This window comes from Streptomyces sp. DSM 40868 (genome assembly GCF_011820545.1).
Taxonomy (GTDB): Bacteria; Actinomycetota; Actinomycetes; order Streptomycetales; family Streptomycetaceae; genus Streptomyces; species Streptomyces eurythermus.
This window is the reverse complement of sequence record NZ_CP050504.1, coordinates 657,975-684,111: the sequence shown is the minus strand read 5'-3', so window position 1 is coordinate 684,111 and position 26,137 is coordinate 657,975. Positions and strand designations below refer to the sequence as shown.

The following is a 26,137-nucleotide window of genomic DNA, read 5'->3' as shown; positions in this document are numbered from 1 at the left end:
ACCGGGGGAGGCGTACGGGGCGTCGTACGGGGGAGTCGTACTCACGTTCCGGCTCACGCTCCTGGACCCGGACCCCCGGCGGATCGTGCCGCGCACGTCTCCCGCAGGATCTCCAGGAACACCCGGCAGGCCGGGGACAGGGGTTCCCGGCGGCGTGCCACCCCGAACGGGGCGCGCACGGGCGGGCCGAGGGGACGTACGACCCCGCCCTGCTCCGCGATGCGCTCGGCGTACCAGCGGTCCACCAGAGCCGCCCCGGCACCGGTCAGCACCAGCGGGATGACGGAACCCAGACGCGGGGTGACGACACCGGCCCAGGAGCGCACCGCCCGAGCCGGCTCCCGGCTGTCCCCATCGCGCCCCGCGTCCTGCTCCTGCCTACTACTCTGCTGATGCCCGGTGCCTTCGTCCTGCCCCGCGTCGGCGAGGGCCCGGCGGATCGCGTGCCGGACGGAGCCGCCGTGCAGGACCGCCACCAGCGGCATGGCGCTCACCTCGGCCGGCGACACCGGTCCCGGTGCGATGACGGTGCCCGGCGCCATGGCCAGCCAGATGTCGTGGTGCCCCAGCTCCTCCGTCACCAGGTCGGGGGCCGGCGGCAACGGCAGTGAGACCACGGCCAGTTCATGGCGCCCGTCGGCGAGCGCGTACACCAGCTCGTCGTCGTCGGGCGCGTCCTCCACCAGCACACCGACCCCCGGGTGGGCCCGGCGGAACCTGCCCACCGCCCGCGCCAGCGGGTCGGCCGCCACCGAGGCGTGCGCCACCAGCTCCAGGCGCCCGGCGCGCAGCGACGCCACGTCCGAGACCGCGCGGCCGGCCGCCCGGCGCGCCGCCAGCAGCCGCCGGGCCGGCTCCACCAGGGCCCGGCCCGCCGGGGTGGGGACGACACCGCGCGGCGTCCGCTCGAACAGCTCGGCACCCGCCTGCCGTTCGATCGCCCGTACGGTCTGCGACAGGGACGGCTGCGCCACGTGCAGCCGGCGCGCCGCCGCGGTGATGCCGCCGCTGTCGACCACGGCCAGGAAGTACTCGGCCTGCCGTAGACCGGTGAACGGCGCGCCCCGGCCCGGTTCACCCGGCAAAGGACCCACCACCCACGCGCCCTCCGTCGTCCGGTGCCACCGCCAGGCCGGCCAGCGCCCGGGCGGCCGGGGACAGCCGGCCGGGCACATACGCCAGCCCGTACCGCTGGCGCAGGGGCGGATCGAGCCGGCGGACCCGCGCGCCCTGCCCGGCGGCCCACCGCGCCGCCTTCCCGGCGAGGAAGGACATGCCCGCCCCGGCCAGCACCAGGGGAACCACCATCTCCCGGTGCGCCACCTCGACCGTGACCCGCAGCCGCACCCCCTGGGCCGCCAGATGGTCACCCACCAGTGCGCGCTGGCGACTGTGACCGGTGACGCCCACCGTTTCCCGGCCGGCCAGCCACCGGACCGGCAACGGGTCGGGCGGGGGCGGTTCGTCGGGCGAGAAGACGGCCATGATCTCGTGCTCGGCCAGCGGGCGCACCACGATGCCGTCCGTGTCGAGGGGCAGATAGGCCAGGCCCACCTCGGCCCGGCCGTCCGCCAGCATCCCGGGCACCTCCGCGTCGCGGTCGGTGACCTGCACGCGCACCCGCACCTCGGGGTGCAGCCCGCGGAACCGCCCGAGGAGCGGGGCGCAGGGATCGACGGCCAGCACCGGCGTGGTGACCAGGTCCAGCTCCCCGGCCGGCCCGCCGGTCACCTCGCCCGTCCGGCGCAGCTCACGCAGCAGCAGCCGCGCGTGGGGCACGAACGCGCGCCCCGCCGGCGTGAGGACGGCCCCCCGCCGCACCCGGCGCACCAGCGCCGCGCCCATCTCCTTCTCCAGGGTGCCGAGGGCCTGCGACAGCGACGGCTGGCTCACCCCGGCGGCCACCGCCGCGTGACCGAGGCTGCCGTGCTCGGCGACCGCGAGGAAGTACTCCAGCTGCTGACGGTTCACGCTCCGCACCGTACCCGGACCGGCCCGCGATCCCGGCCGCCGACGACATCTAGTCCCGCCGGACGAAGGTGCGCCGGTATTCGGTGGGGGTGGTGCCGAGGATGCGCTGGAAGTGGGTGCGCAGGTTCGTGCCGGTGCCGAGACCGACGTCGGCGGCGATCTGCTCGACGCTGCGTTCCGTACGCTCCAGCAGTTCGCGGGCCAGATCGACGCGGGCCCGCATGACCCACTGCATCGGTGTGTACCCCGTGTCCTCGACGAAGCGCCGGGAGAGGGTTCGTGGCGAGACCGCCGCGTGCCGGGCGAGCGCCTTGAGGGTGAGGGGTTCGCCGAGCCGGTGCAGCGCCCACTCGCGGGTGGCGGCGAACCGCTCGCCGAGCGGCTCGGGCAGGCTGCGTGGCACGTACTGCGCCTGACCGCCGCTGCGGTAGGGGGCCGCGACCAGGCGCCGGGCCGCGTGGTTCGACGCGGCCACCCCGAGGTCCCCCCGCAGGATGTGCAGGCACAGGTCGATGCCCGAGGCGGCGCCGGCCGACGTCAGCACGCTGCCCTCGTCGACGAAGAGGACGTTCTCGTCGAGCCGGACCAGCGGATGCCTCGCCCTGAGCGCCCGGGTGTAGTGCCAGTGGGTCGTGGCACGCCTGCCGTCGAGCAGACCCGTGGCGGCGAGCGCGAAGGCGCCCGTCGAGATGGCGGCGAGCCGCGCGCCCCGGGCGTGGGCGGCGAGCAGCGCCTCGACCACGGCGGCCGGCGGGTCCTCGCGGTCCGGGAACCGGTAACCAGGGATGAAGACGATCTCGGCCCACTCCAGCGCCTCGAGGCCGTGGGCGACGTGGTACGACAGGCCGTCACCGCCGGTCACCAGACCGGGCGCGGCGCCGCACACCCGCACCTCGTACGGCATGCTCGCCCGGGTCGTGAACACCTGGGCGGGAATGCCGACATCGAGCGGCTTGGCACCCTCCAGCACCAGGACGGTGACACGACGCATACGGGAGGACGACACGGGAACAGGGTACGAGCCCGCGGCCTCAGCGGGAGCGGGCGGGCTGCTCGGAACGGGAAGCCACGCGGCGCGTGGGGAGTTCGCCGGTACGGGCGCTCGCGTGGAACGCGGGCCGGAGGCGGCCGGTCAGCGCCAGGAACGCGACGAACGTGCCGGTGACGATCCAGCCGGGCCAGCCGGCCATGCCCATGTGCAGCGGATCGAGGGCAGCCGTGGGATCGGCGAACTCCTTGACCATGCCGACACTCATCGAACTCACGAACGCGTGCCCGATGACGGCGGGCACGACCGACCCCGACCGCAGCCGCAGCCAGGTGAAGACCGGCAGGACGAGGACGCAGCTCACCAGCATGGCGGGCACCGACACGTACCAGGGCCGGCCCGGGTACTGGCCGCCCATCAGCAGCGTGGGCAGATGCCACAGGGCGAAGGCCGCGCCGGTGACCGCGTACGCCCGGACCAGGCTCCGGCGGCCGCCGTCCCCCGCGAGCCGCGGGAAGAGGTATCCCTGCCAGCCCAGTTCCTCGCCGAAGAACAGCGGGAGCCACACCAGCATGCCCAGCACGGCCCCGGCGGCCCAGCCGCCGAGCCCGCTCCAGTGCACGCCGCCGAACGGGTAGCGGCCGGCAAGGGTGCCCAGCGCGAGGGCGGCCGCGGTGAGCCCGCAGGGTACGGCGAAGGCCACCAGGCAGGCCCGCGCGGTACGCCCCCACGGTCTCGGCCACCGCAGGGCGAGCGTGTCCCGGACCCGGCCGCGACGCTCGACCCGGCGGACGACGAAAATCGCGGCGAGGGCGGGTGCGAGCATCGCGGCGGCGATGCACACCTCCTGCAGCGCACCGGTCTGCTCGCGTGCGTCGCCGCGGTGGTAACCGCCGAGCAGCAGCGGTGACATGGCCGCCCACATGCCGAGGTAGGCGACGCCGAGGTAGACCAAGAGGCCGCGCCGCCCCTTCACGAGGGGCAAGGTTCTGGTGGAGAGCGTCATGCACGGGGACGCTACGGGGCCGCGCGGCGGCGCGGGATGGGGCTGGGGCACGTGTGGGTGGTGGCCCTGACGCCACCCCCGGCCGGAGGATTTCCTGCCCTCGGGAGGCCGTTCCCCGGCCCGGCGCCGGCCTGCGCGTGCGGCACCGAGGCGGCGCTCGAACGGGAGGCTTGGGGACGGGGGTCCGTCACGAGGGTCCGTGAGGCGACTTCAGGACTCCTGCGGCCGGGGCCGCCAGCCGCCGGTGACCTCCTTGACGGGCTTGTGCGGGAAGCGGCGCTCCGCGTACCGCCGCGCGTCCGAGTCCGGCAGGACGTACAGGGTCTCGGTCTTCTCCTGGAGCGGGCGCAGCACCGTGTCCATGAACCCCTTGCGGTCGTCGAGGTAGGGGCCGAGGACGTCCTCCCCGGCGGGGCACACGGCCACGCAGTAACCGGACTTGTAGTTCGGCTTGAAGGCCAGGCTCTGCCACATCGACGCGTTCTCGGGATCGGTGACGCGGGAGCGGAAGTCGGCTGCGTCCGCGCTGTCCGCCACCGTCTGCACCCAGTCGGTGAACCCGCTCATGAACTCCCGGTAGTTGTGCGTGGCGCAGGCCAGGAAGTCGAAGTCGCCGTCCTTCGTGAGGGCGCCTATGGGGCAGGCGGCGACGCACAACTTGCAGTCGATGCAGGGGTTGTAGTCCAGCGGCTGCCCGTACGCGCTCACCTCCGCGTCCACCAGCACGGTGGCCAGCAGGACGAAGGTGCCGAACTTCGGGTGGATGACGTTGCGGTGCAGCCCCATCACACCGAGGCCCGCCGCCACGGCGACCGTCTTGTGCGCCACCACCCAGAGACGGCCCGGAAACCGCTCCATCTCCTGCGGGAAGCCGGCCGACGGGTTCAGCGCGCGGTAGCCGGCGTCCTGCAGGGCCCGGGTGACTGCCCGGGCGGCGTGGTTGATCTGCTCGTCGGCCTGGTGGAACTCCTGGTTCGCCACGCTGCGGGCGGGCGAGCGGTAGTTGTCGCGGTTCATCCGCACCACGAGCGAGACGAGGGTGCGGGTGCCCGGCAGGGCGGTCAGCGCGTGCTCGCGTTCCCCGGCGAGGTCCGGGTGGCCGAGGCTCACCGCCGCCGCGTCGTCGGCACCGGCGGCGAGGCACAGCTCCCGCAGCCACTCCGCGTCGATCACCGGCGGGGGCCCGTCCGCCGCTTCGGAGTCCCGGCGCGCGAGGACGGCCCGCACGGACGGATGGCCGGCGAGCTTCGCGGGCAGTTTCGGCCGCCCGGCTCCCTCCGTGACATGTGACTCGCGCATCCGGCACCCTCCCTGTGAGTTGGATTTTCAAACTCACTATGCCGGGAGAGGGGACCCGTCGGCAAGATCCCGGTCCCCGGGTGACCGGCGTCACGGGCCCGGGAGCAGCAGCACCGTGTTGGAGACCGCTCCCGCCGCGGTGTTCACCGGCGCACCGGGGGCCGTCTCGGGGCTCGCGTGACGGATGTACGCGCCCGCCGTACGGCCGTTGAGCAGGAACGGGGAGACGACGAACGGCACCCGGGCCGTTTCCCGCGCGCCGTCGACGCTCCGGAAGTGCATCCACGTGGTGTCCGGCACGATCCGGCGCTGAAGGACCAGCGTCTCCTCGCGGGACCGCCGCGCCAGCAGGTCGACCCAGTCGCCGGCGGAGACCTCGACGCCGGCGACGAAACCCGTACCGCCGTGTCCGCGCGACGGTTTGACGACGAGACCGGTCCGCTCCCGCGCGGCGCGCGCCAGGACGTGCCGGCGCCGTTCGGCGGATTGCCCGGGGCCCAGCCACGCCGTCCACGGCACATGCCCCAGGACCAGCGCCCGGTCGGAGGGCGTGTACAGGTCCAGATCCTCGTGCATCCAGGCCAGCACCCGCTTGGCGCTGAGCAGACACGCCGCTTCCGGCACGAACAACCGCACGCTCCGGGCCCGCACCGCCTCACCCAGCACTCCGAGGGCCGCCGTGTCCGCCACCACGGAACCGGCGAACTGATTGAAGACCACATTGACGCGGTCCCCGCCCACCCACAGTCCGTCGGCGCCACCGCGCACCTCGGACAGGTCCGCGATCGTCACCTCCAGTCCCACCGCCTCCACTGCCTGCGCGGCCGGCCGCAGATAGCGGCGCAGCGCGCCGGCGTCGCCCAGCTTCGCCGCGATACCCGAGGTCGCCCGCCAGGTCGGCACCAGCACCCGGCGGTGCCCGCCGTCCGGCACCGGCACCGCTCCGGCGAGGGCCAGCGCTCTGGCGCGCAGGGTCGACGGCGGCTCCTCGGCCGGCGTGCCGTCCGGCCAGTCGCGGGCGAACGCGGCACTCCGGCGCTCCAGGCCCGGGACGCCGTAGATGTTGGGGCCGACGTTCAGTTCCACGAACCAGGGCCTGCCCCCGGCCACCAGCGCGTCGGGGCGGGCCATGCGCAGCAGCGCGGGGTCGGACAGCCGCTGCGCCGGGTCCAGGAGCCGCGGCTCACGGTGGTCGTCCAGCGCCCGGCACAGCTCGCCGGCGGTCCCGGCCCGGCGCCGGCAGGCGAGGAGCGCGCACCGCAGCACGCCCGCCGCCAGCTCGCCGAACCGCTGGTAGTCCGCCGCGGCGAAGACCAGCGGGCGCAGCGCCTCCCAGCGGCCCGGCAGCGCGTCGAGAACCCACCAGTCCGCCTCGGCGGCGCGGTCCAGCAGCTCCGAGCGGGCCCTGCCGGGCAGCCGGGACCACAGGTCGCACAGCGTCACATCCGGGCCGCTCGCCACGTCCGCCTCCCTCCGCTTCCCATCGTGCGGGAGCGTTGGGTGTCGTGCCCGCGGGCTGCGCCGTGGGGCCGCACAGGGTGACATCGGGGCCGCGCGGCTCGTCCGTCTCCCTCCGCTTTCCCTCCTGCGGGGGCGCTCGACCCCGTGCCCGCGCTGGCTGGGCCGCAGGCCGCCGAGGGTCACAGCGGGCCGCGCGTGCTCCGTGCCCGCGCGGGCTACGCCGTCGGCCGCACCAGTCCGCCCGGCTCGTCGGCAGGCGCCGTCGCCGGCGTGCGGACCATCAGGTAGGTGCACACTGCCACCACGGCCGTGCCCACGGCCCCCGTGTACAGCGCCGCGTGCAGGCCGTCGAGGAACGCGGCATGGAACCAGCGGCGCACCGCACCGGCGCCCGGACCGGCGAGCGCCGCCGCCGGCCCGTGGGCCAGGGCACGGTCGGCCAGGGCGGTCGCCTGGTCCGCCGGGAGGACGGCCTCCGCCTGGCGCAGGAACGACTCCCGCATCCGGGAGTTGAGCACCGCCCCGAGCGCCGCCACGCCGGTCACACCGCCGAGTTCGCGCAGCGTCTCGGCGATCGCGGTGGCCATGCCGGCCCGCGGGCCGCGTACCCGCTGCACGACGATGACGTTGACCGGTACGAAGGTCAGGCTCACGCACACCCCGATGACCGGCAGGACCCAGCAGTACTCGGCGTAGCGCGCGTGCTCCCCGTACCCGGCGAGCCCCGCCAGCGCGAGCGGGCACAGCGTGACGCCGATCAGCAGCGGCCGGAAGGCGCTCCGGCGCGCGGACAGCCTGCCCGCGACGGGGCCCGTGACCACGATGAACGCGGACGCCAGCAGGAAGACGAGACCGGCGCCGGCCGGTGACCAGCCGAGGATGTACTGGAGGTACAGCGACAGGAAGAAGATCGCTCCGAACAGGGCCAGGCTCGTGGAGAAACCGGCCAGCGCGGCCACCGCGCAGAGCCGGTCGCGGAAGAAGGACAGATCGATCATCGGCTCGGCGGCGCGCGCCTCCACGGCCAGCAGGGCGGGCAGCGCCAGCCCTGCCGCGGTGAACCCGGCCAGGACGGCCGGGTCGGTCCAGCCCTCCGACGGACCCTGGATGAGCGCGAAGATCAGTCCGCCGACACCGACGGCCGCCAGCGCCTGTCCGGGCAGGTCCCAGGGACGGCTGCGGCACGGCGGCGCGTACGGCAGGAAGAACGCGCCGAACAGCAGCAGGCCCACGCCGATCGGCACGTTGATGAGCAGCACGCTCTGCCAGCCGAACCGCTCCACGAGCGGACCGCCGATCACCGGGCCGAGGGCGAGCCCCAGGCCGGACGCGGCGCCGCGCAGTCCCAGCGCCCTGGCCCGGGTGGCATCCTCGGGGAAGACCTGCCGCAGCAGCGCCGCGCTGGACGGCAGCAGCGCCGCGCCTCCCGCGCCCTGGACGATCCGGCCGGTGACGAGCGTCGCCCAGCTGTCCGCCGTCGCCCCGAGCGCCGACCCCAGGGTGAACGCGGCCAGTCCCGCGAGGAACAGCCGGCGTCGCCCCAGCCGCTCCCCGACGATGCTGCCCGGCAGCAGGAAGGCCGCCAGGACCAGCGTGTACGAGGCCACGACCCACTCCAGGCCGCCGATGCCCACGGCCAGGTCCCTGCCGATGTCCGGCAGCGCGTTGTTCATCGCGAGGTTGTCGAGCATGACCATGAAGACGGCCACGGACTCGACGACGAGCACGGCACCGGGGCGGCAGCGCCGGGATCTGGGCTTGGCGGGGACGGCGGGCGAGGGCGGGCCGGTACGCGGCAGGGACATGGCGTCGTCCAGACGGGGAGAGGGGCGGGGACAGGAGTCGGTGGAGCGGGCCGAGCGGTTCCGGTCCGGTGGAGAGCGGGCCGGGTGGATTCAGGGCTGGTGGAGCGCGCCGGGCGGATTCGGTTTCGGCGGATCGGGCCGGGCGGATCCGGGCGGTGGGGCGGGTCGGGGGGATGCGGCTGGTGGGCCGGGTCCCGTGGAGCGGATCGGCTGCGGTGGATCCGGTCAGCTGATCCGCTCGGCGGGGAGCCGCGGTACCCGGTCGAGACCCCGGGCGGGACGGCCGTGGCAGCCGTGCCCTTCCCGCCGGGCGCGCTGGGCGAGTTTCGGACATCGTCCGAGGAATTCCGCGCCCGAACCGGACTGATGGGCGCCTCGCCCGGGGAAAAGGACTGCGATCACCTGGCAAAAGGTACGCGTTCCACGCCGGAACGCAGGCCGATGACGGCGAAGATCACTGACAGAGGTGAGGCGTGTACCCCTGGCGGGCATCATGAGGATGATCGGACAACATGCCGCAATGACAGGTGTGTTGATCGCGAGTGATCGAATCATGCGCCGTACGGGACAAACGCGATCACGGTAATGATGACGGCCCGTTCTCCCGGGGCAATTCTGCCCAGGGTCGATTCCCTCTTTCTTGCGTAGGATCGGTAGCGGCGGCCCATCCCCCCCCCGCGACCGCGGCGCGGGCCGTACGCCGCCTACCGGTGAGCCGGTGCTTGACCGGGCCGGCCTGCGACAACTCCTGTTCGTGCGTCCGTACCGGAGCACTCAGATGATCAAGCGCGACACGGACCGGTCCTCGACCGCCACGCGACCGGCAGCACGGCGGACCCTCGCACCCGGGGTGACCGCCGGTGACTGGGGACTTCTCCTCCTCAGACTGACCTTCGGGCTCCTCATGGCGGCCCACGGCGCCCAGAAACTGTTCGGCCTGTTCGACGGGCCGGGGCTCACGGCCACCGGCAAGCAATTCGCCGGCCTCGGCTATCACCCGGGGAAGGTGTTCGCGGTGATCGCCGGCCTCTCCGAGTTCCTCGGCGGCCTCGGCCTGGCCGTCGGACTGTTCACCCCGCTCGCGGCCGCCGCGCTGATCGGAGTGATGATCAACGCGATGGCGACGGTGACCTGGGCGCACGGCCTGTGGGACTCGAACGGCGGCGTCGAGTACAACGTGGCCATCGCCGTCGTCGCCCTGACCGTGGCCGCGACCGGCCCGGGCCGGCTGGCCCTCGACCGCTTCTTCCCCTGGCGCACCGGCGGCTGGCCCGAAGCGGGCGTCGCCCTGGTACTGGGAGGCGTCGGCGCCGCGATCACCCTGAGCCTGTGAAGGCCGGCTGCCGGGCGCCCGCTCCCGGCGGGGCATCGACCCGACCGGGACCGGCGGCCGCACGGCGTACGCGCACTACCGCCGGGCGTACTCGCACGACTGGCGGGGCGGCCACACGCGTGCCGATCAGAGCTGGGCGCGCACCCATCGTGGGTCGGGGTTGACGTACGGCCGGCCCGCCACCACCACGGTCGGCACGGTCTCGGCACCACCGTTGACCGCCCGTACCGCCGCCGCCCCGGCCGGATCGCGCCAGATGTCGACCCAGTGCAGCCGACGGGCGTCCCGGCCCAGCCGGAACCGCAGACGCAGGCAGTACTTGCACCCCGCCCGCCAGTAGACGACCGGCCGGCCGTCGACCGCACCGCGCTCCCGCGCCTCCACCGCACCGACCGGCCGCGGAAACACCAGCGGGGAGCAGACCACCGCGAGCAGCGCGAACACCAGCCACACCGCGACGCCCGCTCCGACGGACCCGTCCACGGCCGGCACAGCCGCGACGAGCGAGCCACAGCCGACGAACAGGAGGGGCAGCAACCAGGCACGCATCATGATCAGGCAGCCTATCGGCAGGGCGAGTTCAGCGGTCCGGGCAGACAGATTTCCGCGGTCGCTTCGAGCGGGCGACGCCCTCGGCGGGCGGGACGAGCGTGAGGCCGTGGCCCGCGTACTCCGCGACCGCCGGAGCCCGCACCGGCGATGCCCCGCGACGGCCGAGGGATCCGACGGGCGCGGCCATGAGCGGGGTCAGCCGGTGTGGCCGAGGCGGGTGGCGCCGTCGTACGACTCGCGGGCCTCGACGAGTTCCTCCCAGTGCTGCTCGGCCCAGGCGCGGGCGACCGCCATCGGCCCGAGCAGGCTCCGGCCCAGCGGGGTCAGCTCGTATTCCACGTGCGGAGTGCCCTCTGCGTAGACGGTGCGCTTGATCAGACCGTCCCGTTCCAGGGATCGCAGTGACTGGGTGAGGACCTTGGGCGTGACACGCCTGAGCGGCACGCGCAACTCCGAGAAGCGGCGCGGTCCGTGCTCGAGACAGCGGATGACGAGCCCCGCCCATTTGTCTCCGAACCTGATCGGGGTGAGTGACGACGGGCACAGTTCGTCGAACATGTCGACGGGCAGTGGTTCCCTCATGCCGTCACGATATCGGCGAACACCGGTATCCCCTTGGTAACCAAGGCCGTTGTTAGCGTCGGCGCACCGACCGGGCGCAGGGGCCCGGTCCTGGTGAGAGGCGGTTCCTCTTGAACATCGTGGTCTTCGGAGCGGGCGGCCGGGCCGGGCGGCAGGCCGTCGCCGAAGCACGGCGGCGCGGCCACCAGGTCACCGCCGTGGTACGCGATCCCGCGCGCCACGGCGACCTCACCGACGCACGGACGGTGGCGGGCGACGTCACCGACGCGCGCGGCGTCGCCCACGTGGCGGCCGGGCACGATGCCGCTCTCAGCGCCGCCGTGGACCTGTCCGTCCCGCCGTACGACTTCTTCACCACCTCCGCCCGCGCCCTGGCCACAGGTTTGGCCCAGGCCGGGGTGCGCCGACTTGTCGTGGTCGGCATCGCCTCCGTCCTGCCCGGGGCGTCGGGCGTGCCCCTGATGGACGAGCCCGGCTTTCCGAGCGAGTACCGCCCGCTGTCTCTGGGCCACGCGGCTGGTCTCGACGAACTGCGCGCCCGCGACCTCGACTGGGCCTATGTGGCACCCGCAGGCGACTTCGACCACGACGGCACGCGCTGCGGCCGGTACCGGATCGCCGACCACGCCGACCCGACGAGCCGGATCACCTACGCGGACTTCGCGCTCGCCCTGCTGGACGAGATCGACATGCCCCGCCATCACCGGGCGGTGGTCGGAGTCCGGGAGCAGTCTCCGACGACGCCGTCATAGCCCCTGGCCACCCGGAGCCTGCCGTCGGGCACGGCCGTCTGCCGCCGTCAGGTGGCGAGCAGCCCGGGTGGTCACCACCGTCACGAGCGCGCACCCGCCCCGATTCGCCCTGGTGTGGCGCGGCGCGGCCCGCACCGGTCTCGAGGATCCCGGTTCGGTGCGGGCCGCTCCCGGCGGCTTCTCCCCGGGGCCGGTCAGGCCGCCTTCGTGGGCTGCCGGGCGGGCTCGGGAGGGAGGGGTGCCGTGGTGGTGGTCCGGCGCGGTGGGGCCAGCGCGGCGAAGATGGCCACTGCGCCGATCGCGCACACCGCGGCCGTTCCGTACAGGGCGAGGCGCAGGGCGTGGGTGAAGCCGTCGGCCAGCACGGCCGAGCCGCCGCCGGACAGGTCGCCCGCGGCCACCTTCGCCGCCAACTCCCGTGACCCGACCCGGGTTTCGATGAGACTGACCAGGACCGCGCCGTACACGGCGATGACGATGGCCTCGCTGCCGATGCGCATGGTGTTGAGGAACCCGGTGGCCATACCGGCCTGTTCGGGCTCGACGAGGCTCATCGCCGCACCGTCGCCCACGCCGAACGACACCCCGGCGCCCAGCCCGGTCATCAGCAGCGGGCCGGCGATCGCGGTGAGGGAACCGCCGGGGCTGATCACGGTGAGCCACGCGTTTCCGCCGGCGAACATCAGCAAGGACAACGTGATCAGCGTACGGGGGGACACGCCCCGGTTGACCAGGCCCCCGGACAGCGGCGGGGCCAGCAGCACCGGCGCGGTCATCAACAGCAGGACCGTTCCCGCGCGTTGGGCGGAGAAGCCGCTCGCCCCCACGAGATAGGTGGGCAGGTACGTCAGCAGCGTCACGAAGCCGAACGTCGACACCACGGGCACCATGCACAACGCGAAGAAGCGGCGGTTGCGCACCAGCGTCAGATCGAGGACGGGGGCCGCCGAACGTGACTGCAGGACGACGAACAGCACCAGCAGACCCGCGCCGCCGGCGAGCAGCGCCGCCACGCCGGGGCTCGTCCAGCCCCATTGGGGACCCTGGACCGCGCCCAGGACGAGCAGGCCGAGGCCCGCGACGAACACCAGCGCGCCGGTCGCGTCCAGCCGGGGACGGTGTGGGGCGCGGGACTCGACGACGAAGCCGACACCCGTCAACGCCACGGCGAGCAGGGCAGCGTGCAGTCCGAACGTGGCGCGCCAGCCGAGCGTGCCGACCAGCCAGCCCGACAGGGTCGGCCCCACCGCCAGCCCGACACCGGCGGCACTGCCGAGGGCCGCGAAGGCACGGGTGCGGGCGGCACCGTCGAAGGCCGTGGCCAGGATCGCGCCACCGCTGGCGAACACCCCGGCCGCGCCGATGCCCGACAGGGCGCGGGCGAGGTCCAGCAGGACGACGCCGGGTGCGACCGCCGCGGCGAGCGAACCGGCGGCGAACACCGCCGATCCCGTCGCGAAGGCCCGCCGGCGCCCGACCAGGTCGGCCGCGGACCCGGCGACCAGCATGAACGAGGCGAACGTCAGGTTGTAGGCGTTCATGACCCATTGCAGGGGCGCGCCCGCGGTGTGCAGGTCCTCGCCGATGCCGGGGAGTGCGACGGCCGCTCCGGAGATGGACATCGGCACGGTGGCGAAGGCGAGTAAGACCACGGCCAGCGTGATCGCCGGACGTGAGCGGCCCGCGGAAACGGTAGTCACGACGGAGGGCTCCTTCAGGAGACGGCAAGAGGTGGCATCGAATGGCCACTTGGGCGACAGTGCCACTGAGTGGCATTAGCTGTCAAAGGGCAACCGCGTCCGGGTGGTAGGCTCACGGCGTGAGTGACGATCTGCGCGAACTGCCGCTACGGGAACGGAAGAAGTTGCGCACGCGCCGCGCCCTGGCCGAGACCGCGCTCCGGCTGTTCACCGAACGCGGCTATGACGCCACCACGCTCGACGACCTGTGCGACGCGGTGGAGGTGTCCAAGCGGACCTTCTTCCGGAACTACCGGTCCAAGGAGGACGTCGCGCTCGCCGCCGACAGCGACCTGTGGTCGGCGTATCTGGACCGCGTGGCCGCCGCGAAGCCGGACGGTCCGCTCCTCGAAGCGCTCCGAGTGGCCCTGAACGCCACCCTGGAGGACATGGACCCGGACTGGGAGCGCCGGTTCCTGGCCACCCGTGAGCTGTCGGAGTCCGTTCCCGTGCTGCAGTCGCACAGCCTGGGGTACTGCCAGGACACCACCCGGGCCATGGTCGAGACACTGGCCGGCCGTTCCGGCGCCGACGTGGACGACACGTGTCTGCGGCTCACCGTGGAGATCTTCGTCGCCTCCTGGCGCACGGCGTGCCTGCGCTGGACGGCTCAGGGCGGCCAGGGGGGCCGCGACGGCCTGACGGACCTCATCGAGCGGACCTTCGCCCTGATCCCCGACGCCCTCACCCGCGCCGCCTAGGCCCGGCCGGCTCCGCGACGGCTGACGGGGCGCCTGAAGCACGCCGCCGAAGAGGGTGCCCTTCGCCCCGGGCCCGGCCCGGAGCGGCGCGCTTGGTCCCGGCCTGGATCGGAGGGACGCGCTTGCGTCCCGGTCTGGACCGGAGGGGGCCCGCTTTCGTCCCGGTCTGGACCGGAGTGGCGCACCGGCGACCCCAGGAAGCGGCGCGTGCCTCCGTCCCGGACCCGGATCGGGGCGGTGCGCCGACGGCCCTGAACACGGTGCGCCCGGGCCGTCACCGCGGCTCGTGCCGGGCGAGGGCGTGGGTGAGCAGACGGGTCAGGGTCTGCCGGTCCTCCGCCGACAGCGGTTCGAGCAGATCGTCCTGCACCCGGTCGAGCACCTCGTCCATACGGCGCAACTGCCGGACACCGGCGCCGGTGAGGGTCACTTTGTTGCGCCGGCCGTGGTCCGGGTCCGGCGTCCGGTCGACGAAGCCCTGCGCCACCAGTTCGTTGACGGCGGCCACCACATCACTGCGGTCGATGCGGCACCGACGGCCCAACTCCGCCTGGCTCGCGGGCCCGTACTCGTGCAGGGCCGCCAGGATGCGGTAGTGGTACCCGCGCGCCCCGACGGAGGTGAAACCGTCGAACACCAGCTTGCGGGCGTGCACGGCGAGTTGGGTGATCAGCCAGCTCGGCCGCACGGTCAGACGCTCGGGGATCTCTTCCATGGCGACCACTCTAACCATGTTGGCGGGACCAACACTTGTGGTTAGTGTTGGTCCCGCCAACTTTGGAGCGACCATCAAGGAGGCGCCGTGACCACCGCTGCCCCGACCGCCGATCGCGTCGACATCGCCGAACTGTTCGCCCGCCTGGCCCGTCTGCTGGACGAAGGCCGTCACGAGGACGCGCCCACCGTCTACCACCACGACATCACGGTGAGTTCACCGCGCGCCGAGTTGCACGGCCTCGACGAGGTGACCGCTCACCTGAGGCGAAGCCGGGTGGAGGGGGAGAACACCCAGCACGTCCACGGAGATGTGCTGGTGCGGGTGGACGGTGACCGGGCGGAGGCCACCGCGAACCAACTCGTGTACTTCTACCGGGACGGCGAACCGCCCCACCGCACCAGCGGCCTGCGCGTGGCCTGCACCACCGTACGGACGCCGGGGGGCTGGCGGATCGGTGACATGCGGATCACGCTCGCCTGGACGCACGAGCGCTGACGGGGTGCGTCAGGTCCGGCGCCCGGCGTGGTCGTCGACGAACGAGTGGGCGTGCGTGTAGCGCTTGAGGCCCGCGTCACTCCTTGTGGCGGCTTCCTGGGAGGCGGCGTCGGCCCATTCGGTGACGACGACGGTCCGCTCGCCGTCGGACGTCACATGGAGATGCGCCGCGAGCAGGCCCGGCGCCGGAGCGGTCGCGGCCTCCACGTCACCGGCCGACACCGTGCGCACGGTGAACAGGCCGGCCGGCCGCCGCGCGTCGTGAACGACGCTGCGGGCGAGGCGCGTTCGGATCAGCCCGGGACGCTCGATGCCGGGCACCAGCGCGTCGACGCGGCTGACGACCTCGGTGCGCCGGGCGCGGGCCCAGGCCAGGTGCTCCTCATCGCTGGTCCACTGCGCGTAGAAGAAGAGGCCGGTGCCGTCCAGGGAGAGGAAGACGTGCTGCGCCAGCCGCCCGGCGGGCGCCTGCGCGGCCGCCCACTCGTGGAGCAGGGCGTCGGCAGCCGTACGGGACCGCTCGGCGGTTCCGGTGAGCCACTCGCTCATCAATGTCGTGCCGGCGGAAGGGTGCTGGAGGTTCTGCAGACGTGTCATGGATCATGACCCTGGTACCTCAAGTGCTCTTGAGGTCAAGGTCGTGCTCCATACACCCCTTCAGTGGTTCTCTTCCCGCCCGGACACCCCCGAGAGAAACCGCTCGCGGTCGACGACGGCCCGGTCGATCTCGCCGGTCGCGACGAGGTGACCGGAGTCGTCGACGGCACGGACCGGGAAGGTGAGGCGCCGGCCGTCCACCGACGGCGGCTCGGCGCTCACCCGTACTCGCGCGCCCACGCGGGAGGCGCGCAGATGCTTGACGCGGATCTCGGTCCCCACGGTGGTCTGGCCGGCCCCGGTGAACGGCGCGGCGGCCCGTACGGTCGCCGCCTCCAGCCACGCGATCAACCGCGGGGTGGACAGCACCGGCACATCGCCGCTGCCCATCACCACGGCGGTGTCGGTATCGGTCACCTCATGATGCATGGCACCACGCTATCGAAATACGGAAGACGGCCTGTAAGAGGCAAACCCCCGCCGCGCCACTCGGCTAACATGATCGAACTCATGACGAGCGCACCCAACGCTCGTCATTCACGGAAAAGCGTGCTATACGGCGCGAAAAATGACCTAAATAGACAACAACTAACAAATCGGCCAGAGAATTGATACCTATACCAACACGGGTGATTACCCGAACAAAGGGCGGAACCGAGGTCCCCCTGTGGCGCCGACCACGGGTGATCCTCTGGGCCGTGGCGGCTGTGACGACTGTCGGTTTCCTGGTCGCACTGGAGATCACCGCACGTCACTACGGTCTGCGGGGGCCGCTCACCACCGAGGCGCGAGAGCTGGTATATCCACCCAAGTCAGGATTTCTGCTGTACGCCAGCATGGGCCTGATGATGGTGGTGCTCACCTGGCGGCAGCGGCTCGTCGCCGCCGGTGTCGCGGTCGGCATCGACGTCGTGTTCCTGCTGGTGCGATGGGCGTCCGGCTACCACTTCGACCTGGACGAGGGCCACCCCTTCGGCAACGGCGCGCTGTGGGTGCTCCTGGGCTACGCGGTCATCGCCGTCACACGCCGCACGGGACAGGAGCGCGCCCTCCTGCTCAAGGGCGTCGCACTGGGCCTGCTGCTCATGGCCGGCCGCAAGACCGGCGACACCTGGCTGCTCATCACGTCGAAGAGCCGGCCGACCGTGCTCGACCAGTACGTCGCGACCGCCGACCACGCGCTGGGCAACCCGTCGTGGCTGGTCGGCCGCTTGGTGAACGCCAGCGGCCCGGTCGGCACGCACCTGCTCGACTACGTCTACGCGCAGCTCGCCGTGGCCGCGGTCGTCGTCGCCCTGTACCAGCTGCGCAACGTGGCGGCCGAGCGCCGCTTCCCGCGCCACCACCTGGTGCGCACCTTCCTGGTGATCGGCCTGCTCGGCCCGGGCATCTACATGATCTTCCCCGTGGTCGGACCGATCTTCGCCTACGGCCCGGGCGCCTCCGGCACCGGCGGTCTGGAGTGGGCGGCGGCCAACCTGTGGCCGCACACACCGACGCCGATCACCACACCGCACCCGATGCTGTACGACGGGATCACCCCCCGCAACTGCATGCCCAGCCTGCACACGGCCTGGGCCACCGCCATTTTCATCCACTCCCGCAAGGGCCCGCGAATCCTGCGGTACGGAGGCGCGTTCTGGCTGGTCGCCACCCTCGCCGCGACCCTGGGATTCGGCTATCACTACGGCGCCGACATCGTGGCCGGAGTGGTGTTCACGCTCACGATCGAGGCCGCGCTGCGCGCGCAGGCACGGGGCTGGGACCGGTCGGGGACGCGACTGGTCGCCCACGGCACGGCGGTTTTCGTGGCGCTTCTGCTGGCGTACCGTTTTCTGCCCCTGGAGATGGCCCGGCTTCCCTGGCTGTTCGGGCCGCTGGTCATTCTCGCGATGCTCTCGGTGATCTACGGCTACCTGCGGACCACCTCCCGGTGGGAACCGAAGCCCGTGCCAGCGCCCCGACCGGAGCCGCAGCCCGAACCGGTGTGAGCCATGACACGGCACCGGACGCACGAGCCCGGGGTCGGCACCGGGACCACGACGGCGACGACCGCCGCCGGCCGGACCACCGACCCCGGCGGTCGCCGCGATCAGCCCACGACCGCCGAACGCCTTCGCGCCACGACCGCGACGACCGTCCCGACGCGGAGGAACGCCAGTACAGCGTCCGGGAGCCGGCAGCCGCGGCGCCCGGCCCCGTGAGCAGGAGCCTTCGGCGTCAGATCCCCAGGTGGGAGAGCACCGTACCCATGGCGCGGATGACCGCCCCCCGGGACTCGTCCGTCGGGCCGTGCAGCTCGAAGCCGTGGGCGCCGTGCGGTACGTCGATGATCTCGACCGGGGTCCCGGACTCCTCCGCCGCGCCCAGGAACCCTTCGACCGTGGCCGCGATCTGCTCGGTCTCCAGGCCCGCCCGGGTGAGCAGCAGCGGCGGCGGCTCCGCCCCGCCGGCCCGGAGCGCCTCGGCCGGGCGGAAGCGCGGGGAGACGGCGCCCCAGCCGGGCAGCGGGGCGAGGACGGGGTAGGTCAGGGCGACGCAGCGCAGCCACTCGGGCGGGGCGGTGAGCCAGTCGGTGACGAGCAGCCCGGCGCCCGAGAAGAACCACAGGGCGATACGCTCCGGGTCCACGCGCGGGTCGGCCCGCAGCAGCTCGACGGCCTCGGTCACGTCGTCCGCGGCCCGCGGATAGGCGGTGAGGCCGTGCAGGCGGTGCTCCACGACGGCGCCCACCGCGCCCAGGCTCGCCGCGAGGCGGGCGTAGCCGAGGTAGAACGGCCAGTCGCGGGGCGCCGGGACGACGTCCGGCGACAGCGGGCCGCCGTGCACGAACAGCACCGCCGGCCGGGGCGCGTCGGATTCCCCCGGTTCCGGCAGGTGCAGATCCACGTGACCGGTCCGCACCCGTGGCCGCTCCGGGACGTCCAGCAGGAACGGACGCAGGAAGGCGGGCTCGCCCTCGGGCGGGGTCAGCCTGTGTCCCTCGTCCGCGGCGGCACGGCACAGCACCTCGGTCAGCTCCCGCGGACCGGACAGCATCGGCCAGTGGCCGGTGGCCAGTTCGAAGAAGCCCACCCGAGGGTCGGCGAGCTTCCGCAGCTGCGGCGGGCCGACGCGCACCAGCTCCTGGATCCCCTCGATGGTCGTCCCCCCGGCCGTGCACAGGATGGCGCTGACCGGCACGCCGGCCGCCGCGCCGGTCAGCCGCAGCGGCTGGGTCAGCGTGCGCGGCGGCTGGGCGACGGCCAGGGTGCTCAGGAACTCCAGCTGGTCCGCCGTGAGGCCCTCGGTGCTGCCCCAGCGCTGCCAGTCCCGTGGCCCGGGCGGCGGGACGGGCCGCGGGTCGTCACCGGCCCCCAGCAGCTGATGCACCTCGGGGTCCGGTACGAGGGCCAGGGCCGGGTCACCGTGCTGCGGCAGCCCGGCGTCCAGGTACACGACACGGGCCACCCGCTCCGGCCGCAGGTCGGCCGCGCCCAGCACCGGGTGGATGGCGTAGTCGTGACCGACCAGCACCACCCGCGGCACGTCGAGGGAGTCGATCAGCCGGACCACGTCCTCGACATGGGTCTCCAGGTCCGCCTCCGGCCGCATGTCCAGCGACACCGGGTACGCCCCGGCCCCCTTCTGCCGCAGCCGGCCCACCACCGAGTCCCAGATCCGCCCGTCGGTGAACGGGCCGGAGACCAGCACAAACGCAGACATCAGCGCCTCCAGACAAGTAGGTCGTCGCGGGTAACGTAGGAACTCCCCCTGAGGGAGGTTCAACCTGTGTCACCGGACGGCACCCTGAGCATCGGCGACCTGGCCGCGCGGGCCCGCACCACGGTCAAGACCATCCGCTTCTACTCCGACCAGGGCCTGCTGCCCGAAGCGGCCCGCAGCAGCGGCGGCCACCGGCGCTACGGGCCGGACGCCCTGGCCCGGCTGCGGACGATCCGGTCGCTGCGCGCCCTCGACGTCCCCGTTCCCGAGATCAAGCGGGTCCTGGAATCCGGTGCCGGTCCGGAACCCGGCGAAGGTCTGGAAGCCGTGGTGGCCCGGCGGTTGGACGCCATCGGCGGCCAACTCGCCGCCCTGCGCTGGCGGGAGGCCGCGCTGCGGGCACTACAGGAGTGCGAACCGGGGCAGTTGGCGGAGCGCCTCGAACTGATCGGAGCGGTCAGTGTCCCGCCCGACACCTCCGCGATCGCCCACTACTGGCGCCGGCTGCTGCCCGTCCGGCTGTCCGCCCGGCTCCGCACCGCGATCACCGAGGCGGCCGTGCCCCAGCCGCCCGCCGACCCCACCCCGGACCAGGTCATCGCCTTCGCCCGGGTGCACGCGCTGGCCACGGCCGCCACCGACCACTGCCTCGCCGGCCACCGGCCCGTCACCGAGACACACCCGGACCTGCTCTACGACGGCCTGTACGAGGCCCACCAACTGGTGGAGGCCGCCGTACGGGCCGGTCGCGCCCCGGGCCCGGGCGAGGCCCTGGACTGCTATGCCGCCGCCTACGCACGGGCCGCCGGCACCCGCGACACCCCTGCCTTCCGCCAGGCTTTGGCGGCCCGCCTCGCCGCGGCGGACCACCCGGTGATGCACCGCTACTGGCAGCTGGCGGGGGCACTGATCCCCGGCCTCACCCTCGGCGCGGCCGACGCCTGGCTCCGTGACGCACTGACTGCGGACACGGCGACGGGCTGAGCCGCCCGGCCCGGCCGGGATTCAGTCCTGCCACTCCCGGGCGAGCAACGCGTAGACGTACTCGCTGCCCCAGCGGTCCCCGTCCAGGTCGTTCTCGACCAGGTGGGCCTCGCGGCGCATCCCGAGACGCTCGCACACCCGCACCGACGCCGTGTTGAGGGCGTCGAGCCGGGCGAAGACCCGGTGGGCTTCCAACTGCCCGAAGGCCACCGAGAGCAGCGCGCCCGCCGCCTCGGTGGCGTAACCCCGCCCGGCGTGGCGGGGGTTGAAGACCCAGCCGATCTCGGCCTGCCGCGCGTGCGCGCTGGTGAGGGTGAGGACCACCTCGCCGACGACACCGGGCTCCTCCTTCCGGCACACGGCCAGCAGCAGTGTGTCGCCGTCCGTCCGCCAGTCGGTGCCCCGGGCCCGGGCCGCGATGGACTCGGCACAGCCCTCGCGGGTGAGCGGCGGACGGTACAGGTAGCGCGCCACCTCCGGCAGGCACTGGTAGGCGTACCGGTCCTCGGTATCGGCGGGTGTGAACAGCCGCAGCACCAGCCGGTCGGTGACGACGGGTGCCGTGATGTGCTGCGCGGTGTTTCTCGAGACGGCGGTCATCGTGTTCCCCCAAGTACTGCTGCCCGGCCTGCCTGCCGCGACAGACTAGCCGGGCACCGCGTGCCCTTTCCCGCGCTTTTCCCGGGGGAGCCGGCCGCTCAGTCCAGGGGTACGGCCACCTCGTCCGTGCCGGTCGCGCTCGCGCCGCCCGCGACGCGGACGGTGAACGGCCGGCCGGTGCCGCGCGCGGTGACCCGCAGCCCGGTGCCGTCGCGGCGGACGGCGAAGGTGGCGGCGGGGGTGCCCGACAGGTCGGGGACCGTGACCTCGGCGGTGAAGTCCGGCTCCGCCGTGGGGTGGACGAGCAGGGTGGGCGTGTCCAGCCAGTCGCCGTCGGGGCGGCTGTCGTCGGCGGCCAGCGGCAGCACGGCGCCCTCACGGACGTACAGCGGCAGGCTGTCGTAGTCGTGCCGCTCGGTGCGCCAGACCGGGCCGGTCACCCGCTCGCCGGACAGCAGGTGCGTCCAGGTGCCCTCGGGCAGATAGACCTCCACCTCGCCGTCCTCCGTGAACACCGGGGCGACCAGCAGATCGGGGCCCAGCATGTACTGGCGGTCCAGCGGGCGGCACGCCGGGTCGTGCGGGAATTCCAGGAGCATCGGGCGCATCACCGGCACGCCGGTGCGGTGGGCCTCGGCCGCGGCGCCGTACAGATACGGCATGAGACGGTGCTTGAGCAGCGTGAACCGCCGGGCGACCGCCACCGCCTCCTCGCCGAAGTTCCACGGCACCCGGTACGACGTGGAGCCGTGCAGGCGGCTGTGCGAGGAGAGCAGGCCGAAGGCGAGCCAGCGCTTGAACACCGACGGGTCGGGGGTGCCCTCGAAGCCGCCGATGTCATGGCTCCAGAAGCCGAAGCCGCTCAGCGACAGGGACAGCCCGCCGCGCAGGGACTCCGCCATGGCCTCGAAGGACGCCCAGCAGTCACCGCCCCAGTGCACCGGGTACTGCTGCCCGCCCGCGGTCGCCGAGCGGGCGAAGAGGACGGCCTCGCCCTCGCCCCGCTCCTTCAGCAGGAGTTCGAAGACGGTCCGGTTGTACAGGTGGGTGTAGTAGTTGTGCATCCGCTCCGGGTCGGAGCCGTCGTGCCAGACGACATCGGTGGGAACGCGCTCGCCGAAGTCGGTCTTGAAGCAGTCCACGCCCTGGTCGAGCAGCGCCTTCAGTTTGGCCTGGAACCAGGCGCGGGCGTCGGGGCTGGTGAAGTCGACCAGACCCATGCCGGCCTGCCACAGGTCCCACTGCCAGACGTCCCCGTCCGGCCGGCGCACCAGATGGCCGAGGGCCGCCGCCTCCTCGAAGAGCGGGGACTTCTGCGCGATGTACGGGTTGATCCACGCGCTGACCCGCAGGCCCTTCTCCTTCAGCCGGGCCAGCATGCCCTCCGGGTCGGGGAAGACGGCCGGGTCCCACTGGAAGTCGCACCACTGGTACTCGCGCATCCAGAAGCAGTCGAAGTGGAACACCGACAGCGGGATGCCGCGCTCGGCCATGCCGTCGACGAAGGACATCACGGTCGCCTCGTCGTAGTCGGTGGTGAACGACGTGGTCAGCCACAGGCCGAAGGACCAGGCGGGCGGCAGCGCCGGGCGGCCGGTCAGGGCGGTGTAGCGGGCGAGCACCTCCTTCGGGGTGGGACCGGCGATCACGTAGTACTCGATGCTCTGGTCCTCGACGCTGAACTGCACCTGGCCGACGGACTCCGAGCCGACCTCGAACGAGACCTTGCCGGGGTGGTTGACGAACACACCGTAGCCGCGCGAGGAGAGGTAGAACGGGATGTTCTTGTAGGCCTGTTCGCTGCTGGTGCCGCCGTCCGCCTGCCAGATGTCCACCACCTGGCCGTTCTTCACGAACGGGGTGAAGCGCTCGCCGAGGCCGTAGACCTGCTCGCCCACACCGAGGGCGAGCTGGGCCAGGACATGGTGGGCGCCGTCGTCGGTGGTGGCGAAGGCGGTGCCCTTGGCGCCCGCCCGGGTCAGCTCCCGGCCGTCCGCGCCGAGGAAGGCCAGGGCCCACGGGGCCGCCTCGTCCAGGCGGAGGGTCAGCGGTCCGCTGGTCAGCTCCGTGACCGTGCCGTCCCGGCGCACCTCGCCCGCGCCGTCCGGCTCCTGGCCCAGCGCGAAGTCCGGGCCGGGGCGGCGCTTGCCGGCGTGGTGGGTGACCCGCACGCCGATGACGCCCTCGGCGGGCGAGAAGCAGTCGACCGTGAGCAGCGGCGCGTTGAGCGTGTCCCCTCTCCGCGCCACGTTCTGTACGGCCGCATAGGCGGTGAAGCGCTTCGATGACAGACGCACATCACGCGGCTGCACCGCGTAGGAGATCTGCACGCCGTCGCGGACGCGCCAGAAGCCGTTGGTGAACTTCATGTTCTTCCTCGGGGGAGCTGGAGTGGTTCGAGTAGGGCGCGAAGGCGCCGCCCGGCGATTCGATCGTACACAGAACACCTCCCGGCCGGGCAGGTCCCGGCGCCGATAAATCCCTTCTGAACAGGGGCGATTACGGATTTCCCGGCGCTCGTCACCGGAGGCGCGGGGGAACGGAGGCGTGCTCGGGTCTGGCGCGACGGCCCGTGCATGGCGTATTAGTCATCACCATAAACAAAGGCGTCCGGCGCCGTGGCCGGACGGTACGACAGCAAGGGCCGTACATGTCGAAGCGCTTCAATAGACGCTCCCGCAGGGCCGTGATACCTCTCGCCGTCGTCTGCGCCCTGCTCGCCGGGGCGGCACTGACCGGCTGCGGCCGGCAGCGCGACGGCTCCGTCTACACCGTGCTGAACTCCTCGACCGACGAGACGTACCACCGCTGGGACGCCCAGGCGATGGCCCGGTGCGGCGAGCGGCTCGGCGTCACCGTCGAGCAGCAGAGCGTCCCGGCGGCCCAGGTGATGACCAAGGCACTGCGCATGGCCTCCTCCAAGTCGCTGCCGGACATCGTGCAGTTCGACGCCTCGGAGATGCCGGTGTTCGCCGAGGCCGGCGGGCTGACCGACCTCAGGACGCTCGGACTGGACACCGACGGCGTGCCGCGCGGCATCGTCAACTTCGGCTCCTACCGGGGGACGTACTACGGAGCCGCCCGGTCCGTGAACACCCTCGCGCTCTTCTACAACAAGGACCTCCTCGGCCAGGCGGGCCTGAAAGTGCCCACCACCTGGGCGGAGTTGCGCGAGACCGCGCGCGAGCTGACCCGGGGCAAGCGCTACGGCCTCGCGCTCAGCGCGGGCGGCGCCGAGGACGGCGTCTTCCAGTTCACGCCGTTCATGTGGTCCAACGGCGGCGACGAGACCCGCCTCGACGGGCCGGGGGTCGTCGAGGCGCTGGACTACTGGAAGAGCCTGCTGAAGGACGGCTCGCTGTCGAAGTCGACGGTGGGCTGGACCCAGGCCGACGTCAACGACCAGTTCATGGCGGGCAACGCGGCGATGATGATCAACGGCCCGTGGCAGGTCGAGACCCTGAACACCAAGAAGTCGCTGCACTGGGGCATCGCGCGGATCCCCGTGCCGAAGCCCGGCGCGAAGTCCGTCGCCCCGCTGGGCGGTACCGTGCTCACCGTCCCGGACACCGGCGACGAGCGGCGGGAGCGGATGGCCGGGAAGATCGTCGCCTGCCTGACCAGCGAGCGCGAGCAGCTGACCTACGCGCGCAACAGCTGGACGGTCCCGGCGAACGAGAAGGCCGCCGCCGTCTGGCGCGGGCAGGTGCCCCAACTGGACGCGCTGGCCGACCAGGTGGCCGCGGCCCGGTCCCGTACGGCCCGGCTCGGCGCCGGCTGGCCGGCCGTGTCGCTGGCCCTGCAGAGCGCCTTCCAGGCCGCCCTGACCGGCCAGTCCAGCCAGGCCGCCCTCCAGCGTGCCCAGCAGCGGGCCACGAGCGGGAACTGAGGTACGCGCAGATGACCACGCCCACCGTCACCGCGCGCGGCGCGGCGCCCACGGCCGGCGTACCGGCCGCCGCCCGGCCGCGCTCCCGGCGACGCCTCGCCCAGTGGGGGTTCGTCGCCCCCGCCGTGCTGTTCATGCTGCTGTTCTTCGGCTACCCGCTCGTCCGCAACGTCGTGATGAGCTTCCAGCACTACACACCGAAGACGTTCTTCACCGGCGAGGCACCCCTCAACGGGTTCGACAACTGGTCGGCGGTCTTCCGGGACGCCCTGTTCGGCAAGGCCCTGTGGCACACGCTCGTCTTCACCGCGGGCTCCCTGCTCGGCCAGTTCTGCGCGGGCCTCGCCCTCGCCGTCTTCTTCACCCGCAGGTTCCCCCTGAACGGCGTCCTGCGGTCGCTGATCCTGCTGCCCTGGCTGGTGCCCATGGTGGTCTCCGGCATCGTGTGGCGGCGCATCCTGGACCAGGACACGGGGGTACTGAACTCCTTCCTGGACGCCGTCGGTCTGGACGGACACACTCCATGGCTGACCAGTCCGCACATGGCCCTGCTCTCGGTCATCCTGGTCAACATATGGATCGGGATCCCGTTCAACATGGTCATCCTGTACGGCGGCCTCCAGGAGGTGCCCCGCGAGCTGTACGAGGCCGCCGCCCTGGACGGCGCCTCCGCCTGGCGGACCTTCCGGTCCATCACCCTGCCGACGCTCCGTCCCGTCATCACGGTCGTCCTCGTCCTGGGCTTCATGTCGACGGTCAAGATTCTCGACCTGATCCTCGCCCTCACCGACGGCGGCCCCGCCGACGCCACCCAGACCCTGGGCACGCTTACCTACCAGAACTCCTTCGTACGGCTGGACTTCGGGGCCGGCGCCGTCGTCGGCAACGTACTGATCCTGATCTCCGCGGTCTTCGCCGTGTTCTACCTGCGGGCCAACCGCACCGAGGGGAAGTGACCGG

At 72.9% G+C, this 26,137-nt stretch carries 24 protein-coding genes; 8 read left to right on the top strand and 16 right to left on the bottom strand.

From position 1 onward, the window contains the following. Nucleotides 1–53: 53 nt before the first annotated feature. The 7 genes from HB370_RS03095 to HB370_RS03065 form a co-directional block, all read right to left on the bottom strand. Nucleotides 54–1,085: a LysR family transcriptional regulator gene (locus HB370_RS03095; protein ID WP_030776282.1), complete on the bottom strand. Its 1,032-nt coding sequence runs from the start codon at nt 1,083–1,085 to the stop codon at nt 54–56. Next, nucleotides 1,075–1,971 (bottom strand): LysR family transcriptional regulator, encoded by an 897-nt coding sequence (locus HB370_RS03090; RefSeq protein ID WP_051815252.1) that lies wholly within the window; start codon nt 1,969–1,971, stop codon nt 1,075–1,077. Before HB370_RS03090 ends, HB370_RS03095 begins: the two co-directional genes overlap by 11 nt. 49 nt (nt 1,972–2,020) lie before the next feature. After that, nucleotides 2,021–2,977: a helix-turn-helix domain-containing protein gene (locus HB370_RS03085; RefSeq protein WP_030776288.1), complete on the bottom strand. Its 957-nt coding sequence runs from the start codon at nt 2,975–2,977 to the stop codon at nt 2,021–2,023. Nucleotides 2,978–3,002: 25 nt separating this feature from the next. Further along, nucleotides 3,003–3,965, bottom strand: a complete 963-nt coding sequence (locus HB370_RS03080) for a CPBP family intramembrane glutamic endopeptidase (protein ID WP_051815253.1) — start codon at nt 3,963–3,965, stop codon at nt 3,003–3,005. A gap of 210 nt (nt 3,966–4,175) precedes the next feature. Further along, complete coding sequence (locus HB370_RS03075) at nt 4,176–5,264, bottom strand: 4Fe-4S binding protein (RefSeq protein WP_051815254.1); 1,089 nt, start codon at nt 5,262–5,264, stop codon at nt 4,176–4,178. 90 nt (nt 5,265–5,354) lie between these two features. Beyond that, nucleotides 5,355–6,725, bottom strand: coding sequence for a hypothetical protein (locus HB370_RS03070; protein WP_030776296.1), 1,371 nt, complete (start codon nt 6,723–6,725; stop codon nt 5,355–5,357). 215 nt (nt 6,726–6,940) lie between these two features. Further along, a complete protein-coding gene (locus HB370_RS03065) occupies nt 6,941–8,530 on the bottom strand; it encodes an MFS transporter (protein ID WP_051815255.1) in 1,590 nt (529 codons plus the stop codon). 778 nt (nt 8,531–9,308) lie between these two features. On the opposite strand from HB370_RS03065, the gene HB370_RS03060 reads away from it, so the two are divergent. Next, nucleotides 9,309–9,863, top strand: coding sequence for a DoxX family protein (locus HB370_RS03060; RefSeq protein ID WP_078637313.1), 555 nt, complete (start codon nt 9,309–9,311; stop codon nt 9,861–9,863). Between the two features lie 126 nt (nt 9,864–9,989). Here the strand turns inward: HB370_RS03060 and HB370_RS03055 are convergent, their stop codons facing one another. Together HB370_RS03055 and HB370_RS03050 are read right to left on the bottom strand one after the other, a co-directional pair. Continuing rightward, nucleotides 9,990–10,415 carry a glutaredoxin domain-containing protein gene (locus tag HB370_RS03055; protein WP_030776304.1) on the bottom strand — a complete coding sequence of 142 codons (426 nt, stop codon included), beginning with the start codon at nt 10,413–10,415 and terminating at the stop codon, nt 9,990–9,992. A gap of 195 nt (nt 10,416–10,610) precedes the next feature. After that, entirely contained in the window at nt 10,611–10,997 is a 387-nt protein-coding gene (locus tag HB370_RS03050) for a helix-turn-helix domain-containing protein (protein WP_030776307.1), read from the bottom strand. 110 nt (nt 10,998–11,107) lie between these two features. Here HB370_RS03050 and HB370_RS03045 point away from each other — a divergent pair, with 110 nt between their 5' ends. Further along, nucleotides 11,108–11,749, top strand: a complete 642-nt coding sequence (locus tag HB370_RS03045) for an NAD(P)H-binding protein (RefSeq protein ID WP_030776309.1) — start codon at nt 11,108–11,110, stop codon at nt 11,747–11,749. Between the two features lie 194 nt (nt 11,750–11,943). Here HB370_RS03045 and HB370_RS03040 read toward each other — a convergent pair whose 3' ends face one another. Then, on the bottom strand, nt 11,944–13,449 hold the full coding sequence (locus HB370_RS03040) for an MFS transporter (protein WP_244405387.1): 1,506 nt from the start codon (nt 13,447–13,449) through the stop codon (nt 11,944–11,946). 119 nt (nt 13,450–13,568) lie between these two features. Here HB370_RS03040 and HB370_RS03035 point away from each other — a divergent pair, with 119 nt between their 5' ends. Continuing rightward, nucleotides 13,569–14,189: a TetR/AcrR family transcriptional regulator gene (locus HB370_RS03035; protein ID WP_030776314.1), complete on the top strand. Its 621-nt coding sequence runs from the start codon at nt 13,569–13,571 to the stop codon at nt 14,187–14,189. Between the two features lie 274 nt (nt 14,190–14,463). On the opposite strand, the gene HB370_RS03030 is transcribed toward HB370_RS03035, so the two are convergent. Continuing rightward, a complete protein-coding gene (locus HB370_RS03030; RefSeq protein ID WP_030776317.1) occupies nt 14,464–14,904 on the bottom strand; it encodes a MarR family transcriptional regulator in 441 nt (146 codons plus the stop codon). Between the two features lie 87 nt (nt 14,905–14,991). Here HB370_RS03030 and HB370_RS03025 point away from each other — a divergent pair, with 87 nt between their 5' ends. Further along, on the top strand, nt 14,992–15,402 hold the full coding sequence (locus HB370_RS03025; RefSeq protein WP_030776319.1) for a nuclear transport factor 2 family protein: 411 nt from the start codon (nt 14,992–14,994) through the stop codon (nt 15,400–15,402). Nucleotides 15,403–15,411: 9 nt separating this feature from the next. Here the strand turns inward: HB370_RS03025 and HB370_RS03020 are convergent, their stop codons facing one another. Continuing rightward, nucleotides 15,412–15,999 carry an antibiotic biosynthesis monooxygenase gene (locus tag HB370_RS03020; RefSeq protein WP_078637314.1) on the bottom strand — a complete coding sequence of 196 codons (588 nt, stop codon included), beginning with the start codon at nt 15,997–15,999 and terminating at the stop codon, nt 15,412–15,414. Between the two features lie 60 nt (nt 16,000–16,059). Continuing rightward, nucleotides 16,060–16,428, bottom strand: a complete 369-nt coding sequence (locus HB370_RS03015) for a hotdog domain-containing protein (RefSeq protein WP_030776325.1) — start codon at nt 16,426–16,428, stop codon at nt 16,060–16,062. Between the two features lie 236 nt (nt 16,429–16,664). Here HB370_RS03015 and HB370_RS03010 point away from each other — a divergent pair, with 236 nt between their 5' ends. Next, nucleotides 16,665–17,990 carry a phosphatase PAP2 family protein gene (locus HB370_RS03010; protein ID WP_244405999.1) on the top strand — a complete coding sequence of 442 codons (1,326 nt, stop codon included), beginning with the start codon at nt 16,665–16,667 and terminating at the stop codon, nt 17,988–17,990. Between the two features lie 229 nt (nt 17,991–18,219). On the opposite strand, the gene HB370_RS03005 is transcribed toward HB370_RS03010, so the two are convergent. Further along, nucleotides 18,220–19,704 (bottom strand): alpha/beta hydrolase, encoded by a 1,485-nt coding sequence (locus HB370_RS03005; protein ID WP_030776331.1) that lies wholly within the window; start codon nt 19,702–19,704, stop codon nt 18,220–18,222. A 66-nt stretch (nt 19,705–19,770) separates the two neighbouring features. Here HB370_RS03005 and HB370_RS03000 point away from each other — a divergent pair, with 66 nt between their 5' ends. After that, nucleotides 19,771–20,688 carry a MerR family transcriptional regulator gene (locus tag HB370_RS03000; protein ID WP_030776334.1) on the top strand — a complete coding sequence of 306 codons (918 nt, stop codon included), beginning with the start codon at nt 19,771–19,773 and terminating at the stop codon, nt 20,686–20,688. 21 nt (nt 20,689–20,709) lie between these two features. Here HB370_RS03000 and HB370_RS02995 read toward each other — a convergent pair whose 3' ends face one another. Both HB370_RS02995 and yicI read right to left on the bottom strand, forming a co-directional pair. Further along, nucleotides 20,710–21,288: a GNAT family N-acetyltransferase gene (locus HB370_RS02995; RefSeq protein ID WP_030776337.1), complete on the bottom strand. Its 579-nt coding sequence runs from the start codon at nt 21,286–21,288 to the stop codon at nt 20,710–20,712. A 98-nt stretch (nt 21,289–21,386) separates the two neighbouring features. Further along, complete coding sequence (yicI, locus tag HB370_RS02990; protein ID WP_030776339.1) at nt 21,387–23,657, bottom strand: alpha-xylosidase; 2,271 nt, start codon at nt 23,655–23,657, stop codon at nt 21,387–21,389. Between the two features lie 281 nt (nt 23,658–23,938). On the opposite strand from yicI, the gene HB370_RS02985 reads away from it, so the two are divergent. Continuing rightward, entirely contained in the window at nt 23,939–25,177 is a 1,239-nt protein-coding gene (locus tag HB370_RS02985; protein ID WP_030776341.1) for a sugar ABC transporter substrate-binding protein, read from the top strand. A gap of 11 nt (nt 25,178–25,188) precedes the next feature. Further along, on the top strand, nt 25,189–26,133 hold the full coding sequence (locus HB370_RS02980; protein WP_030776343.1) for a sugar ABC transporter permease: 945 nt from the start codon (nt 25,189–25,191) through the stop codon (nt 26,131–26,133). Nucleotides 26,134–26,137 lie beyond the last annotated feature (4 nt).